The sequence below is a fragment of the Rickettsia endosymbiont of Ixodes pacificus genome, from assembly GCF_000965155.1.
GTDB classification, from domain to species: domain Bacteria; phylum Pseudomonadota; class Alphaproteobacteria; order Rickettsiales; family Rickettsiaceae; genus Rickettsia; species Rickettsia tamurae.
This window is the reverse complement of record NZ_LAOP01000001.1, coordinates 976,592-992,162: the sequence shown is the minus strand read 5'-3', so window position 1 is coordinate 992,162 and position 15,571 is coordinate 976,592. Positions and strand designations below refer to the sequence as shown.

The window sequence follows — 15,571 nt, the reverse complement described above, 5'->3', positions numbered from 1 at the left end:
TAACTTTTATTATCAATAACAGCAAGAAAGCGTAAATATGTCGGTTCAAAATATCTGTTCTACAAAAGCTTATGATATACTAATTTCAAATGATAATGCTTTTCTTGTAGATGTTAGAACTAGAGAAGAGTGGCAACAAGTGGGGATACCTCATTTAGATAATAAAAATAAGGTGATCTTTCTAAGTTGGCAATTGAATAAAGATTTTGAAGATAATTTTTTATCTATAATTAAAGATAAAATAGGTGCAACAAACTTCTTGCATAACTAATAAGGAGGAATTTGAAGGAAACACGGAACACAACACCGCAGCGTACACTTTAGTACGTGAGGATGCGAGTACCGGATTGACATACAAATTACCCTTAGAAGCAAGTTATGCAAGAAGTTTGTTAATATTTTTTCTGTGCCGTTCAGGATATAGGTCATTTATCGCAGCAAATTTTATAACTAATATAGGTTATAAAAATTGTTATAATATTAGTGACGGCTTTGAAGGAAATAATCAAGACAAAGGTTGGAAACAAAATAACTTACCGTGGCAGTTTTAAGTGAGTACTAATCAAATAATTTTAACGGATCAAGGTGATAATTATGTAAATGTCTGGAGTCACGTGGCTCAAGATCTTTACAATCATTACGGTGAAACTCTATATAATAGCTGGTTTAGTAAAGTCAATTTTATAGAATCTTCATTAAATACCGTTATTCTTTGTGCCCCTACTAACTTTGTTAGAGATTGGATAAAATCCAAGTACTCTATGGTCATATTGCAACTATTTCAACATTATAATAATACCATTAAGTCGATTGAAATAATTACTAAAGAGTTACCTGGAACAACCCAAACAGTTATAGAATTACCTACTAAGACTTTTGCCGATATCGGCAGCAGTGAACTTAATTCGGAAAATATCTTTTCAACCCTTGACGTACGTTTTACTTTCGATAATTTTGTGGTTGGAGCCCCAAATGAGCTAGCTTATGCAGCAGCAAGAGCAGTTGCGGAATCATCAGGTGCGGTTTCTGAGTCTAATCCGCTTTTTCTATATGGCGGCGTAGGGCTTGGTAAAACTCATTTAATGCATGCAATCGGTTGGTATATCAAGCAGAATAACCCAAGCCGCAAAGTTATATACATGTCGGCAGAGAAGTTTATGTATCAGTTTGTTAAAGCTCTGCGTAATAAAGAAGTAATCTCGTTTAAAGAGAAATTCCGCTCGGTTGATGTATTAATGATTGATGACATTCAATTTATTTGCGGTAAAGATAGTACGCAGGAAGAATTTTTCCATACTTTTAATACATTGATTGATAATAACCGTCAAATGGTTATTTCTTGTGATAGGTCGCCTTCAGATTTAGATAATATTGAAGATCGGATAAAATCTCGTCTTGGATGGGGCTTAGTTGCCGACGTTCATAGTACTACTTATGAGCTACGACTCGGTATTCTAGAATCTAAGATTGAGCAGATGAACGTTAAAATACCGAAAGACGTAATTGATTTTTTAGCATCTAAAATCGTTTCAAACGTTAGAGAACTTGAAGGAGCTTTAAATAAAGTGATAGCTCATTCTAATTTTACTTTAAAAGAAATTACACTCGAAAATACACAAAATATTTTAAGAGATTTATTACGTTCTAATGAAAGAATAATTACTGTTGAAGATATTCAGAAAAAAGTAGCTAGTCGTTATAATATTAAATTATCCGATATGTCTTCTTCTCGAAGATTACGAGAAGTTGCAAGACCGCGTCAAATAGCTATGTATCTTAGTAAAGCATTAACGCCGAAAAGCCTTGCAGATATCGGTAAAAAATTCGGTAAAAAAGACCACACAACGGTTATGCATGCTATTAAGAAAGTAGAAGAATTGCTGAAAAACGATATAGAACTAAGTGAAGAGATTAATTTGCTGATGAAAATATTGCAGAACTAAATGTCATACCGTGGTCAAGCTGGCTTTGTTGCATGGCCCGAAAAACCGACTCGATGTCATTCCCGCGAAAGCGGGAATCCAGGGTAAAGCGAGCTTTTAATTTTAAAAACTTATTGTGTATAACCTTTAAATTACTGGATTCCCGCTTTCGCGGGAATGACATAAACAGCAATGCAACAAAGCCAAAACGTCGCAGGAATGACATAGGTATATACCAAATGCCCTCAAAAAATGATTCAGTAAAAGAAAATTTTTCAAGATTATCCGGAAAATACCGGATTAACAGAATTATAGATAATCATGGTTACGGCGAGGGGGTAGCATATTTCCTATCTGAAAGTTTAAATGAATTAATCTATAAAGAGGAATTGCAAATTCACTATAACGACTACGATTATCAAATCCACGCTAATAAAGAATATAGATATATTTTTAAGAATAGTAATATTACAAAATATTTTATTGCTCCTGAAAATAGCTTATTTTATCGTTTAGATTTTATAGATAATTCAAGAGCTACAGGTAGTCATCTATGTGGTAAAGATCAATATAATGTACCTATATATTTTTAAATCCTGATTCATTTACTCTTAGCTACCAAGTTCTAGGACCTCAAAAAGACTATAATATTAGTACAGTTTTTAATAGGATATAGAATCATCAAAGCTTTCTCCCACTCCTATTAACTTTAATGCTTCTTCTATAGTTTTATCTAGTTCTTCATCATGAGTTTTTAATATTTTATTGCTGTCATAGTCATAATTACCCTCATTCTCTAGGTTTTTTCTCTTTAATGAAAGCTTTAATTTAGTTTTAAATGATACAGGGGAAATAGTTTGGTTAAATTTTGCTGTAATATCTTGTAATACATCTTTGGTATATTCAGGTGCATCAATGTCATACCACTCTTTTATTTTACCGCATAAAATTTGTAGAATTTCAGGTAATATTTTTTTATTTCTTTCTTGAGAGATGCTTGTTTTTGAGCTAAAAACCTTTCAATATTTTTTAAGCTTTCAGTAAATTCCAAGTAGATTATTTCAATTAAATCCTTTAAATCTTGAGAAAAATCCTTTTTTTCAAGCAATTTAGTTTTTGTAAGCTTTAAATTATGTTCTCCTGCTTTAAGAACTAAAGCAGTTAAATTTTGGTCTAATGAATTTAACAAATCTATAGGACAATATAATTAATATTTAGTATATTTCTTAGTAAAAAATCAAGATGTTGAGGCGAAGTATAATTTTCTTTTGCCTCTTCCTCAGAAGAGCTATCAAAGTTTTCGTATTTTAGTGTCATTATTTATAGTATAATTAGTGTTAAATTATTCAGGAAAAAATATTCCAAGGAGCGGAGTTAAAATCTCTAGAGTATCTTCAGTATCAGTAAGCGAACTAAACTCATCTCTATATAATAAATCATTTGTAATATTTATAACATTCAAAGTTTCACCGGTATTGCCTTCATAACAATTTTTAAATGCTAAGACTTTAGTAAAATTATTAGTCTCAAGATATTTAAGTAACTTTTTCTTTGCATAAATAATTTTGCCTTCATCATTAGCAATATTATTAAGTTTCTCTCCAACCTTACTCATCATTATATTTACTTCTTTAGCTAATAACTTAGGGTCGATGTCATAATCACTAGATTTAAGCATATCTCATACCATTATAGTTATAATATTAGCTATATACTAAATATTAATCATTAATCAAGTCTTCTTTACTAATAGTTACAATTTTATTTTATAGGTTAAATTAATAAATTTGTTAAGTTTATACAAATATTTATTGACAATTATTAACTTTTATTATACATTGCTGCACAATACTAAATATTTACGGTATTGTGATGACAGAAAAAATTGATAATATAAAAATCCACAGAACACTTACGCTTTCCGGCGGCGGGGTTAAAATCGCTGCAATGTTTCCTTTTCTTATAGAACTTGAGGAACGAACAGGGAAATCTATTTCCGAGCTATTCCCTATTATGGCAGGAGCTAGTGCCGGTGCTCTTGCAGCTGCCTTATTAACAATTCCAAAAGAACCGGGTTCAAAAGAAGCAAAATATAGTGCTAAAGAAGCATTTGAGATATTTAAATCAAGTGCAAGTGGTATATTCCCCGATACTTTCTTAGGTTCGGTTAAACAAATATTTACTCATAAACATAGTCAGAAACCTTTAAAAGAATTATTAGAAAAATATATAAGTGATAATAGGATGGATAGCCCTACTTCCCGTCTTATTATTTCGGTAAATGATTTGACTACTAATGGTACGGGATTAAAAATTTTTGACAGCTTTCACGGCTATGGTCCTCATGTAAAATTAAAAGACGTATTACTTGCCACAACTGCTGCTCCTACTTATTTTAAGCCTGTTATAGGTCCTACATACGCATATGCAGATGGAGGTCTCGATACTAACAGACCGGAAAATGAAGTTTTAAAATTGCTTAAAAAAGGTTATCTCCATAAAGAGCAAAATCATATACGCAAAGAGGAAACCCTCACACGTGAAGAGCAGAAAGAGATATTAGATCATACTATGGTATGTGCCATTAATTTCAGTAATGACCTCGAACCTACGAATTCCATACCTAAAATCGGCTTTGACGGAGTAATAGGTTGGCTTGTGAAAGGAAAGTTGATAAACAGGCTTATGACAAATAAAGAAGCATCTTCCACTGCAGAAGCTAAAAATGATCTGCCGGGAAAAGATGAATTTTTTGAAATAGGATTGCCTATTACTAAAGAGACTGAAAGCTTAGATAATGCAAGTCCTGAGAATATAGCAAAATTAGAAGAAATAGGACGTAAATATGTAGCAGAGAATAGCGAACAAATACAAAGATTATGTGATACTTTAATAGATAATTTAAATAAAGAACAAGCAGCTAATCAAACCGTAGAGTTGATAGATGAAAATTTTGAAGAAGACGAGAATATAGAAAACAATAACGAGGCAATTAATAAAACGATAGCTCAAGCTCTAGACTATGATGATGAAGGTTTTGAAGAAGATCCAGAGTATGAAAAAGACGAATTATTAAACGGCATTAAGAAATTTTTAAATGCATTTAGTAAGCAGAATCCAACGTTAAAAACCGATATAGATAACTTTTTACAGAAAGCAGAAAATTATACATTAGAAGAAATTAAAGAGTGTATTGTCAGTTTTGAACAAGCTAGTTCAAAATGGCAAAGCGAGCCGAATAACCTTGATGTATTTAGTAGCTGCAGTATGGAAGCCTTAAAAGAGGATATTATTACTCTTGAGGGTGAAGAGCATACAGATAATGTACCGGGTTATAATGAGATTGTAGCATAATATTCTTTTGCCTCCCTAATAAAAAAGGAATAAAAATTCTTAATGTCTCATTCCTAGCTAAAAACGGCTTTGTTGCATGGATACCAAATCGTCATTGCGAGCGACTGAAAGGAGCGTGGCAACCTCAGGACTTTGGCACGAGATTGCTTCGTCAAAATTTTCAATTTTTCCTCGCAATGACGAAAAAACCTATCCATGCAACAACACCCACATCTGCTCGCAATGACGACACCTGTCTTTAGTTAGGAATACTTGGCTTTTTCTTATATAAAATCCAAATACAGACAAAATAGCAGAGCTAATACTTAAAATGAAGCATAATAAAGCAAAATTGCTTATCGTTTCGCCGTGTATTTTAGAAACCAAATAAGTTACAGCAGCGATAACTACGTAGTATATTGCACCGAATATAGATCCTGCTGTACCTGTTACTTTAGCATAATCCTCCAGTGCATAACGAAGCGTCATAGGGATAAGTAGATTATGCCCAACCATATGAATCATCATCGGTGCAAATATCATAGCGATTGCAAGACTATGACTCGCTGAAACAACTTCTAATATAAAAGCATTTACCGCAAATAATATACAACCGCACAGACTAAAAATAAATCCTAAACCCATAACTTTTTTATCGTGTACATGGCGTTTTTTATTAAAACCCTCCAAAGATAGCGGCAAAAGATAACAAAAACGCTAATTTACCGTAAAAAGATGGCGAAACTTTCATTTTATCAATAAAAATAAAAGGAGCTTCTATGAAAAAAACATAATATATGCAGTTAAATGCACCAATGATAAAAGCATATAACCAAAGAATTTTATCTTTAATAATTACCTGCAAAACCTCAAAATATTTACTGCTTTGGGAAAAATCTATATAAGAATTTGTTTCAGGTAAAACTTTATAATATAAAGCTAATAATATAGTACCGGTAAGGCTAAAAAATACAAAAACATAATGCCAGCTTAAATATTCTATAATATAGCCCCCTATAGATGAACCTAGAAAAGGGATAAATAATAGCCACGGAGATAGCTAGCATAGACATATGATAATTCCGAACCTTGATAGGAGTCTCTAGCCATAGCCTGCCCAATAACAGAACCTACACTTACACCGAAAGCTTGTACAAAACGAGCTATCATCAGCATTTCTATATTAACTGCAAAAATGCTAATAATTGAAGATACAACATAAATAAAAAGCCCTAATAAAGCTATAGGTCTTCTGCCGTAAATATCCGATAATCTGCCAAGCGATAATATACCAAGAGCAAACCCTAGAAAATATAATGTAGACGTAATTTGAGTGATACCGCCGTCAATACCGAAATATTTAGTTAAACTCGGTAATCCTGAAGTATAAAATTGTTTCCGTAGTCGGTGATAAAATAAATAAGCATAGAAGCATCCATGCCGGAATCTTCGAAATAATTTTCATAAGTTTTATAATACTCTAATACGCTATATTAATTTAAGAAAAAATAAACACTTATGAAAAGTTTTCAATATTATTTACAATAGATTTTTCTTTTTTTCTTTCTCAAGCTGCTCTTTTTGCTGTAGTTTATCTAAATATTTATTGTAAAACTCATTAGTTATATACATTAACTCCATATCAAAATTAAGATGTGGAGAATCTAAAGTAATAGTGCATCATCATCAACAAAAATCGCTTTTTTATCACCGACAAAAGGTATATTTTTTTCTTTTAATGTATATTTTTCTGATAACATACCAAATAATTCATTAAAATTATTTTTGCTCATTACTAAAATTACAGCTTGCACTATATTATTATTGTTACATATTATTAAAGCTTCTGAAACATTTTTAAAATCAATACTTTTAGTATCTATATAATAGTTAGTGCCATTCCAATAATTGCCTATATTTTATATTTTTCTTTCACCTCTTCTAAGGTTGCTTTATTTAATTCAAGCCCTATAGGTTTAGGATTAGCATAGGAAACTATACCAAGAAACAATATAACTAATACGAGTGAAAACTTTGTAAACATAAAACACCTAATTTAAAAAATTGAGGATAAATTAGTTTAAATAAATTTTCAACTAATATTTGAGCAACTTTAGATATGGTCTAATTTTTAATACTAATATGTTTTTTAATTTAAAATATACAAACCATTTTCTCTTACTATTTTACTTATTGCTTCTAACCCTTGAGGATAGTCTTTTTTTACTTTTAATAGATCAGTCAAATCATGACCACCATCTATAATAGCATGATATTCAGGTAAAATAATTTTTAAGAAGCTCTCTTATGCTTAATAAAACGTGCGATAAATACTCTTCTTGTGAATCAAATGATATAAACAATCTATCAAAACGTGCATAAACTTTTGTGTTATTGAATAAATATAAATAAAATTTTACAAACAACTGTTCATATTGATAATATTTTTCTTTATTTTCCTTAGAATTAAATTTTCTTTGATACCATATCATTAGTTCATCACATTCTTTATCAGAAAGCCAATGATCAAAAACTGAAATACAACGAACATAATATTATTTTCTAAGCCTTATACGATATCTTCAATTTCCTTATCGCTCCAAATACACTGATCATCATCTATTAAACAAAACATTCGATGAAGTTTAATATTTTCCTTGCTTAAAACTTCTTTCACAATATCACCTATAATATTGATACTCGTCGTCTTTAAAGAATTAGACTTTATTTTGAATGGTGAGCGAACGGAGTGTACACTTAAGTATGAGTACGCGAATCCATGATAAAATAAAGTCTAATTCTTTAAAGACAACGAGTATTTACACGTTAAATCTAAAATGTACTATATCCCCGTCCTGCATTTTATATTCTTTACCCTCTAAACGCATTTTGCCTACTTCCTTAGCTTTTGCTTCACTACTAAGATCTATATAATCTTCATAGCCGATAACTTCCACTCTAATAAAACCTTTTTCAAAGTCGGTATGAATAATACCAGCAGCGGCCGATGCAAGCGTGCCGTCTTTAAAAGTCCAACTATGAGCTTCTTTAGGACCTATAGTAAAAAAACTTTTAAGATTTAATAGATTATATCCTTCCTTAATGACTTTACTAAGCCCTGTTTCATCTAAACCTATAAATTTTAAAAACTCTTCTTTTTCTTCCATGCTTTCAAGTAAAGCAATCTCAGCTTCTATTTTTGAAGAAATTACGACGCTTTTAGCATTTTCTTTTTTTGCTCTTTCCGCTACTAATTTTGTAAATTCATTACCAACTGCAGCATCTTTTTCAAGTACATTACATATATATAAAACGGGCTTAGAAGTAATTAACTGCAATTGTTTTAAATTATCAGCTCCTAAAGTTTCATTTAACACTCTTGCAGGTTTATCCTCACCTAGTACCTTATAAACCTCTTTTAACAATTCTATCTGCTCCGCCATTGTTTTATCGCCTGACTTTAAGCGTTTTTCACTTGTTGCTAAACGCTTTTCAACCGATTCTATATCAGCAAGTATCAACTCCGTTTCAATAACCTCAAGGTCATGAATTGGGTCGACTTTGTTATGTACGTACGTTATATCTTCATCTTCAAAGCAACGCAGTACATGCAGTATTGCATCGACTTCCCTGATGTGAGATAAGAACTTATTACCTAGCCCCTCCCCTTTGCTTGCTCCTTTAACAAGCCCTGCAATATCGACAAACTCAATATAAGACGGAATAATTTTTCCGCTTCCGGCTAAGCTTGCTAGTTTATGCAAACGCTCATCCGGCACTAAAACTTTGCTGCTATTAGGCTCAATAGTACAAAACGGATAATTAGCGGCATCCGCAGCCTGACTTGCCGTTAAGGCATTAAATAACGTCGACTTACCGACATTCGGCAACCCAACAATTCCAAGTTTTAGTGTCATAAATTTTTCCTTAAATAGTACATAACTGAATCTTTTTCATAGCCGTCTCTAGTAAATTCAAGCTTGTAACCAAGTTTCTCATAAAAAGGTTTTGCTTGGAAGTCCATAGTAACAAGATGAATAAAATTACAGCCTCGTTCACGTGCTAAATCCTCAGCCTTTTGCATTAGTAAAGTACCGTAATTTTGGTTTCTTATATTTTCATTAACAAAAAGTGAATCAATATAAAACCCTCCCCAAGAACTTATACCGCTAATTCCTGCAACAAAATTTTTATCCTGATCTAAACAGGAAAATGAAAAAGATTCAGTATCTCCTACTAACCCCTTTTTTTCTCTAGCATCTTTGTTCAAAGCCTCAATAATTATAGTTCTATGAGTTCTATCCATTTCATCAGCATAAACAATTTCAAAATCTTGCTTCATAAATTCTATGTCGTCCCGCAGAAAGCTTGAATTACTACATGGCTAAATGCTTTTTATGTCATTCCCGCGAAAGCGGGAATCCAGTAAAACATATAAAAAACTTAGTTTTTTATATACTTATTTTATCAAATATGTAATTTTTGTATCAATATTAAAGTTTTTTTCTGGATTCCCGCTTTCGCGGGAATGACATAAGAGTCTTAATATAGCTATTTTATTCTTAAATTCTTCTAACTTATTCTCAATATTAAATCAAAATTATTAGCTATTCTATCTATAGCTTGCAACGCTGTTTCATACTCCGGTTTAGAGAAATTATTAAGTACGTAATCTGTTACATCTTGATTACTTTGCGGTCTACCGACTCCAATTCTAATGCGGTTATAATTATTACCTATAACACCGTCAATTGATTTTAAACCATTATGCCCACCGTTACCGCCACCGGTTTTAAATTTTATTCTACCTGTTTCTAAATCAATATCATCATGAATAACAAAGATTTTTGCGGGGTGGATATTATAATATGTTTTCACTGATATCACTGATTTACCGGATAAATTCATGTAAGTAGTAGGCTTGATAAAAATTATCTTTTGTCCATCACTAATAGTTTCAGCAATCTCGCAATTAAATTTTTTCTTTGTACTAAATGATAAATTATATTGCTCTGCTATTTTCTCTATAGCAATAAAACCGATATTATGCCTCGTATATTGATACTCTTTTCCTGGATTACCAAGACCAATAACAAGAATCATAATAATTTACCTAATAAATAATAGAAGAAGTAGAGAATAATGTCATTCCTGCGAAAGCAGGAATCTAGTACTTCTGCTGTCATACCGTGGTCAAGCCACGGAAAGAGATTACTGGATTCCCGCTTCTAGCTAGGAATGACATAAAACGAGCTAAACAACAACGCCTACGACTCCTTGCAATAACGATTTAAGTATCTAAGCAAGTCCTTATCGTGAGAATTATCTTACTTCCCTGCTTCAGCGGCTTGTTGTTCCCCTTCAGCTTCAGTTTTTGCTCCTCTACGTCCTATAATAGTTGCAAGAACAAATTCTTTTTTTGTAACAAAACTACATCCTTTCGGTAATTCTATTTTTAAAGATTTTAGCGAAGTAGCAATAGGCATATTAGTAACGTCTATAGTTACGTTTCTTGGGATATTATTAACATCACATAATAAAGTAACTCTTCTTTTTACTATATTAAAGTATCCGCCTCTTTTAACGCCTAAAGCTCTTTCTTTCCCTTCATATACTACAGGTACTTCCATTTTTTGGGTTTTCTCTTCTAAAAAGACAAAATCCACATGGCGTACTATATCCGTAACAGGATGTAACTCCACGGCTTTCGGTAATACTTTATATTTTTTCTTATCAATTGTTAAATTAATTAACTGAGAGATAAAAGCCGGCTTTCTATAATATTTAGTTATTTCCTTTTCTTCTAAAGAAATACTAACAGGTGTTTTACCCGCTCCGTAAATAATAGCCGGAACACGCCCTTCTCTTCTTAATGCTCTTGCTGCTCCCGTACCGAATTCCACGCGGGATTTCGCTTCAAGTTCTAATATTTCACTCATTATTACTCCATATTAACTTATAATAAACCTTCATTATCATACTTAAGTACAATTAAAAATTCAAGTAAATTAATTCTTGACTAGAATATAGGAGTAATATATCCCTTAGTTAAAATTCTTTAATTTATTGGATAAAAAAGAAATTTAGTTCTAACCAAAATTATTTTGTAAGGAAATTATGAAACAGATACAACCTAAGCGTATTGCAAATCCCTCAAACTGTGGAGAAGAAATTAAGTCTACTGCCCCAAAACAGGAATATAACAAGAGTTTTCTCCTTGAATCTATGATGCACTCTTCTGACACTGACTATATTGGGAGCGAGAGTGAAGATGATGATTCTTATGCATCAATACTCTTGTTAAAAATTAAAGAACCGGAATGTAAAATTCACTTAGATTTAGTTGGTATATTACGTATGTGCTACCAAGCAAATGTTAAAGATTTAGACAATGAAAAGCAGGTAATTACATTAGCACAACTCCAACAATTCTGTACCAAAAGCTCAATCGAATCTATAATAACATCAACATCAAAAGGTAACATAGATGCTGACAAAATTATCTTACCTTTCCCTTCTGTAGAACAACAAAGGCAGTTAGGGAAATTATATCGTTCTGAAAGTGATGGAGCCGGTGAAAATATAATTAAAATTTTTAAAGAGCTTTACCCTTCTAATTCTGACAATGGTAACGTTGGAATAGTAATATTATTAGGTGATGAAAAGGTATCATACGGCGACCTAGATCTACGGGATATTTAAAAATTTATGAGTTTGTAGAGACAACCTAGCACCGCTTTCTAGTGCTAATTTTACTGCTAACTCATTATTTTCGTCATTAAGTCTTTGGTCGTTTTGATCCATAGGTTGAATAAAAACCGGTATATTATAAGATGTTTGCCCTACTTCCGGTATGAGACTATATTCTAAAATATTTTTAGCAACGATAAATTTCACTGCACTAATTTTAGGCAATAAATTTTCCCTTATTTTACTATAACCGGTTTTACCGGCTTTCGGTGAACAAATTATAGACACTCCTTTTGGCAAAGAGCGATATAACGTACCGTTAGTCTCTATCTGGACTTTAAAATCTAGGTCTAGTAATTTATGACATAATAACTCTATAGGTTGACGCATCGGCTCACCGCCGGTTATTACTACTAAATTAATTGATTTTTCATTTTTAGAATTTAATGCCAAAATTTCTACTTTATTTAAAATCTTATCTATATCTACTAAATCAAAATCTTCAAACTCCGTATCACAAAAATTACAAGCAAGATTACACCCCCCAAGCCTAATAAAGATCGCAGGGCAACCTACAAAAATACCCTCACCTTGTATAGTCTTAAAAATAGACTGCACCTCTAACTTAGTACCGTCACCATTTAATATGCTTCTTTTAGGATTTTGTCCGAACATTTTTAAATTATTATCGATTGATCAAAAACATTATAGTACATTTTTATAAAAAAATCTTGCAATAACTAATAAAAAAAACTATTATCTAGGTTTCTATCTCTTTGGTATGCCTAATTACAGTTTAAATCTAGTAAATACCAATTATAAGGAATAAATATGCCTAAATTAAAAACAAAATCTGCCGTAAAAAAACGTTTTAAACTTACTGCTAACGGCAAGGTTATTGCATCTCAAGCAGGTAAAAAACATTTTATGCGTCGTCGTACTAAAACTCAAATTCGTAACCTTAGAGGAACTACAATACTTTGTCCTCAAGACGGATATAATATTAAAAAATATTTTTTACCGTACGGTATAAATTAATTAATTAGGAGCTAAAGCAATGACACGTGCAAAATCAGGAAAAATTTCCAAAAATCGACATAAAAAAATCCTCAAATTAGCCAAAAGCTATAGAGGTAGAGCTAATAGCTGTTTTAGAGTAGCTATTGAAAAGGTAGAAAAAGCCCTCCAATATGCTTATAGAGATCGTAGAAATCGTAAGCGTGATTTTAGAGGCTTATGGATTCAAAGAATAAATGCAGCAGTAAGAGAACATGGGCTTGTTTACTCTCAGTTTATGGGAGCTCTTAAAAAAGCAGAAATCGATATAGATCGTAAAGTACTTGCAGAACTTGCCGTCAATAACAGTGATGGATTCGCAAGTATCGTAGAGCAAGCAAAATCACATATTTAGTTTAATTGTCATCCCGTGGCCCCTCACGGGATCTTGTATCACAGCTTGTGTCCTGAGATCCCGCAATCAAGTCGCGGGATGACATGTTTATAATAATTAATTTTTATTTTCGTTCGGTATAAATATTATGAAACGTACATTTCAACCTAGCAATTTAGTTAGAAAAAGAAGACATGGTTTTAGAACTAGAATGGCTACTCCATCCGGAAGAACAATCTTAAGAAGACGCCGTGCTAAAGGTAGACATAAATTATCTGCTTAAAATAATCTGACTTATCAAATTGTCTATTACCTCTTTAAAAAATCAAAAAGAATTTGAACTTATAAATAAGTTTGGAAAGAAGTTCCATGAAAGATATTTTATTTTGGTAATAGCAAAAAAACTTCCTAAAATTTTCCTTGAACCAAAATATAACGTCTTTTTAGGGATCAAAGTTAGCAAGAAGCTAAATAAAAAAGCTGTGGTTCGCAATAAAATTAAAAGGCGTATCCGACATCTAATTAGAATTATTGTTAGTGATTCTAGCTTCAAGGCTATAAAATTCGCAATGATTATTATTCCAAGAAAAGGATTTGAAGAGATAAACTTCTCACACTTGAATTATGAATTAAGTAAAATAATTCTAAGCAATATTTAGATTTTATTGAATGGCTTAACATTGCCCACGTGGTTCGGTTTTTCCGTCATTGCGAGGAAAAACTGTAAGTTTTGACGAAGTAATTTAGTAAAAAATTCTGATTTACAGATTTTTTATTATTTTTTATAGATTGCCACGCTCCTTGCAAGCATACGCATCAAGTTAAGCCATAATTGTTAATAATTTTAGTGTATTTAAGGAAGATAATCTGGTTTTACGATATTTATCTTTCAAAGAAAATCTCCCCCAATCTATAATTAATTTCTTAAGGAACTGCTTTAAATCATTAAGACGTCCAGTAATAGACAGGAATAATTTTCTTGACCTTTTCTGTAGTTCAATAAATGCTTTGGTTAAACTAATTTCTCTATCATTTGCTAATTCTACACAATTCGATAATCCATGAAAAATAAGCACACTACATAATTTACCATATAATTCACACAAAACTCTTGCAGGTTTACTTCTCCCTTTAAGATTTTCAATTTTTGCATGACTTTTATATAATTTAAATAATAATTCAATTTGCCATCTTGCTCGATAAATTATCATTATATGCTCAGCATTAACCATATCCTCTGATATATTAGTGATAAATATTGACCAATCTAGTAATCTCTGGTTTCTTGAAGAAGATTTATATTTATGAGACTTAGCTAATAAATTAGCCTTCCTTCTTCTACCAATAGCCTGTTCATCAGTCAATTTATGACATATAATCCGTAGCTTAACTTTTGCTTGTTTACCTAAAAGTACATCTTTTGATAAAAAGAATTTATTATCTAATAGGTTTAATAAATCAATTTTTTCCTCAGTGATAGGGTCATATATATTAGTATCTGCTTTATAACGACTAATAAAATATGCACCAAGTTCGATAATTTGAATAAATGAAGCTGGGACAAAATAACCTAAATCAGATATTAATAAGTCCTTAGTAGATATGTTTGATAAATGTTCTCTATATCCTTGATCAGCCCTTATACCTTATCCGCCATATTGGCAGGTAGAATAATATGGCTACTATCCAATAATTTAACGCTATTAAATTGCTGCAAAATGTTGCATGCTGCAAAATGTTGCAATCAAGCGGCATAGTATTTCTAAATAATTTCAAGCATTGTTCATACATTGACTGCATAAATTTTACTGCTACCTCAGTAAACCTAAAGTCTAAGCCTTGGGCAGAAATATCTATAGTTTCTTCACTTAAAAAGTTACGCATTCCATCAAGACTACAATTACTATCGCTCATATTACCAAACACTATAGCTTTTAGAAAAGCTGAACCAGTTATTTTTCGTTGTCTCTTAATAAATCCTGTTGTAATGGATAAATTATTGGCTGTCTCTCCAAAAAACTCTTGGCATAGTTTTGCTAAGTTTACTATTTTCCCCATAGGATAAATTCTCACAATTTAGTTGTTAATCTTGCAAAAATTTATACCATATATTAGCTTCTTTTTAATTCATAATTTACTACCGTAATACCAGTATAACCTACTTGCTTTTCTTAACTTGATGCGTATGGTCCTTGCAAGTCGCTCGCAATGACGACTTGGATATCCATGCAAGCAA

The 15,571-nt window shown here is 31.6% G+C and carries 18 protein-coding genes and 5 pseudogenes; 10 read left to right on the top strand and 13 right to left on the bottom strand.

Annotated elements, in window-relative coordinates; genetic code table 11:
* Positions 1–37 precede the first annotated feature (37 nt).
* The 3 genes and pseudogenes from REIP_RS05320 to dnaA all read left to right on the top strand — a co-directional run.
* A pseudogene (locus REIP_RS05320) lies at positions 38–250 on the top strand (rhodanese-like domain-containing protein); the annotation flags it as partial.
* Positions 246–551, top strand: a complete 306-nt coding sequence (locus REIP_RS13460; protein WP_045803997.1) for a palindromic element RPE1 domain-containing protein — start codon at positions 246–248, stop codon at positions 549–551. The pseudogene REIP_RS05320 and the gene REIP_RS13460, both read left to right, overlap by 5 nt.
* Positions 552–1,943 carry a chromosomal replication initiator protein DnaA gene (dnaA, locus tag REIP_RS05310; RefSeq protein ID WP_045803996.1) on the top strand — a complete coding sequence of 464 codons (1,392 nt, stop codon included), beginning with the start codon at positions 552–554 and terminating at the stop codon, positions 1,941–1,943.
* On the opposite strand, the gene REIP_RS12580 is transcribed toward dnaA, so the two are convergent.
* Positions 1,912–2,148 (bottom strand): hypothetical protein, encoded by a 237-nt coding sequence (locus REIP_RS12580; RefSeq protein WP_231569252.1) that lies wholly within the window; start codon positions 2,146–2,148, stop codon positions 1,912–1,914. The genes dnaA and REIP_RS12580 overlap by 32 nt on opposite strands.
* Positions 2,149–2,161: 13 nt before the next feature.
* On the opposite strand from REIP_RS12580, the pseudogene REIP_RS11065 reads away from it, so the two are divergent.
* A pseudogene (locus tag REIP_RS11065) lies at positions 2,162–2,598 on the top strand (DUF6314 family protein).
* A gap of 255 nt (positions 2,599–2,853) precedes the next feature.
* Here the strand turns inward: REIP_RS11065 and REIP_RS05300 are convergent.
* Both REIP_RS05300 and REIP_RS05295 read right to left on the bottom strand, forming a co-directional pair.
* Positions 2,854–3,111 carry a hypothetical protein gene (locus REIP_RS05300; RefSeq protein ID WP_231569250.1) on the bottom strand — a complete coding sequence of 86 codons (258 nt, stop codon included), beginning with the start codon at positions 3,109–3,111 and terminating at the stop codon, positions 2,854–2,856.
* A gap of 153 nt (positions 3,112–3,264) precedes the next feature.
* Entirely contained in the window at positions 3,265–3,600 is a 336-nt protein-coding gene (locus REIP_RS05295; RefSeq protein WP_032138849.1) for a hypothetical protein, read from the bottom strand.
* Between the two features lie 194 nt (positions 3,601–3,794).
* Here REIP_RS05295 and REIP_RS05290 point away from each other — a divergent pair, with 194 nt between their 5' ends.
* On the top strand, positions 3,795–5,276 hold the full coding sequence (locus tag REIP_RS05290; protein WP_197069206.1) for a patatin-like phospholipase family protein: 1,482 nt from the start codon (positions 3,795–3,797) through the stop codon (positions 5,274–5,276).
* Between the two features lie 238 nt (positions 5,277–5,514).
* Here REIP_RS05290 and REIP_RS05285 read toward each other — a convergent pair.
* From REIP_RS05285 to REIP_RS05250, 8 genes and pseudogenes are all read right to left on the bottom strand, one after another.
* Positions 5,515–6,720 (bottom strand): annotated as a pseudogene (locus tag REIP_RS05285) (Bcr/CflA family efflux MFS transporter).
* Between the two features lie 199 nt (positions 6,721–6,919).
* Positions 6,920–7,069: a hypothetical protein gene (locus tag REIP_RS12575; protein ID WP_023508030.1), complete on the bottom strand. Its 150-nt coding sequence runs from the start codon at positions 7,067–7,069 to the stop codon at positions 6,920–6,922.
* 98 nt (positions 7,070–7,167) lie between these two features.
* Positions 7,168–7,299 carry a hypothetical protein gene (locus REIP_RS13220; protein ID WP_023508029.1) on the bottom strand — a complete coding sequence of 44 codons (132 nt, stop codon included), beginning with the start codon at positions 7,297–7,299 and terminating at the stop codon, positions 7,168–7,170.
* 232 nt (positions 7,300–7,531) lie between these two features.
* Positions 7,532–7,747: a hypothetical protein gene (locus REIP_RS05275; protein WP_045803994.1), complete on the bottom strand. Its 216-nt coding sequence runs from the start codon at positions 7,745–7,747 to the stop codon at positions 7,532–7,534.
* Positions 7,748–8,074: 327 nt separating this feature from the next.
* The gene (gene ychF / locus REIP_RS05270; protein ID WP_045803993.1) at positions 8,075–9,172 is read right to left on the bottom strand and encodes a redox-regulated ATPase YchF; all 1,098 of its coding nucleotides are present in this window, start codon (positions 9,170–9,172) and stop codon (positions 8,075–8,077) included.
* Complete coding sequence (locus REIP_RS09670) at positions 9,169–9,561, bottom strand: GNAT family N-acetyltransferase (protein ID WP_231569340.1); 393 nt, start codon at positions 9,559–9,561, stop codon at positions 9,169–9,171. The genes ychF and REIP_RS09670 overlap by 4 nt, the downstream gene beginning before the upstream one ends.
* Positions 9,562–9,807: 246 nt before the next feature.
* Positions 9,808–10,358, bottom strand: a pseudogene (gene pth, locus REIP_RS05255) (aminoacyl-tRNA hydrolase); the annotation flags it as partial.
* A 224-nt stretch (positions 10,359–10,582) separates the two neighbouring features.
* Complete coding sequence (locus REIP_RS05250) at positions 10,583–11,194, bottom strand: 50S ribosomal protein L25/general stress protein Ctc (protein WP_023508022.1); 612 nt, start codon at positions 11,192–11,194, stop codon at positions 10,583–10,585.
* 178 nt (positions 11,195–11,372) lie between these two features.
* Here REIP_RS05250 and REIP_RS12570 point away from each other — a divergent pair, with 178 nt between their 5' ends.
* Complete coding sequence (locus REIP_RS12570; protein ID WP_231569249.1) at positions 11,373–11,957, top strand: hypothetical protein; 585 nt, start codon at positions 11,373–11,375, stop codon at positions 11,955–11,957.
* Here the strand turns inward: REIP_RS12570 and REIP_RS05235 are convergent.
* Entirely contained in the window at positions 11,943–12,620 is a 678-nt protein-coding gene (locus tag REIP_RS05235; RefSeq protein ID WP_023508020.1) for a 7-carboxy-7-deazaguanine synthase QueE, read from the bottom strand. The genes REIP_RS12570 and REIP_RS05235 overlap by 15 nt on opposite strands.
* Positions 12,621–12,776: 156 nt before the next feature.
* Here REIP_RS05235 and rpmI point away from each other — a divergent pair, with 156 nt between their 5' ends.
* The 4 genes from rpmI (at position 12,777) to rnpA (ending at position 13,994) form a co-directional block, all read left to right on the top strand.
* Positions 12,777–12,983: a 50S ribosomal protein L35 gene (gene rpmI, locus REIP_RS05230; protein ID WP_045803992.1), complete on the top strand. Its 207-nt coding sequence runs from the start codon at positions 12,777–12,779 to the stop codon at positions 12,981–12,983.
* A 19-nt stretch (positions 12,984–13,002) separates the two neighbouring features.
* The gene (gene rplT, locus REIP_RS05225) at positions 13,003–13,356 is read left to right on the top strand and encodes a 50S ribosomal protein L20 (protein WP_045803991.1); all 354 of its coding nucleotides are present in this window, start codon (positions 13,003–13,005) and stop codon (positions 13,354–13,356) included.
* 127 nt (positions 13,357–13,483) lie between these two features.
* A complete protein-coding gene (gene rpmH / locus REIP_RS09665) occupies positions 13,484–13,618 on the top strand; it encodes a 50S ribosomal protein L34 (RefSeq protein ID WP_010421915.1) in 135 nt (44 codons plus the stop codon).
* A 19-nt stretch (positions 13,619–13,637) separates the two neighbouring features.
* Positions 13,638–13,994: a ribonuclease P protein component gene (gene rnpA, locus REIP_RS05220; protein ID WP_045803990.1), complete on the top strand. Its 357-nt coding sequence runs from the start codon at positions 13,638–13,640 to the stop codon at positions 13,992–13,994.
* A gap of 162 nt (positions 13,995–14,156) precedes the next feature.
* Here rnpA and REIP_RS05215 read toward each other — a convergent pair.
* Positions 14,157–15,393 (bottom strand): annotated as a pseudogene (locus REIP_RS05215) (IS4 family transposase).
* Between the last annotated feature and the right edge of the window lie 178 nt (positions 15,394–15,571).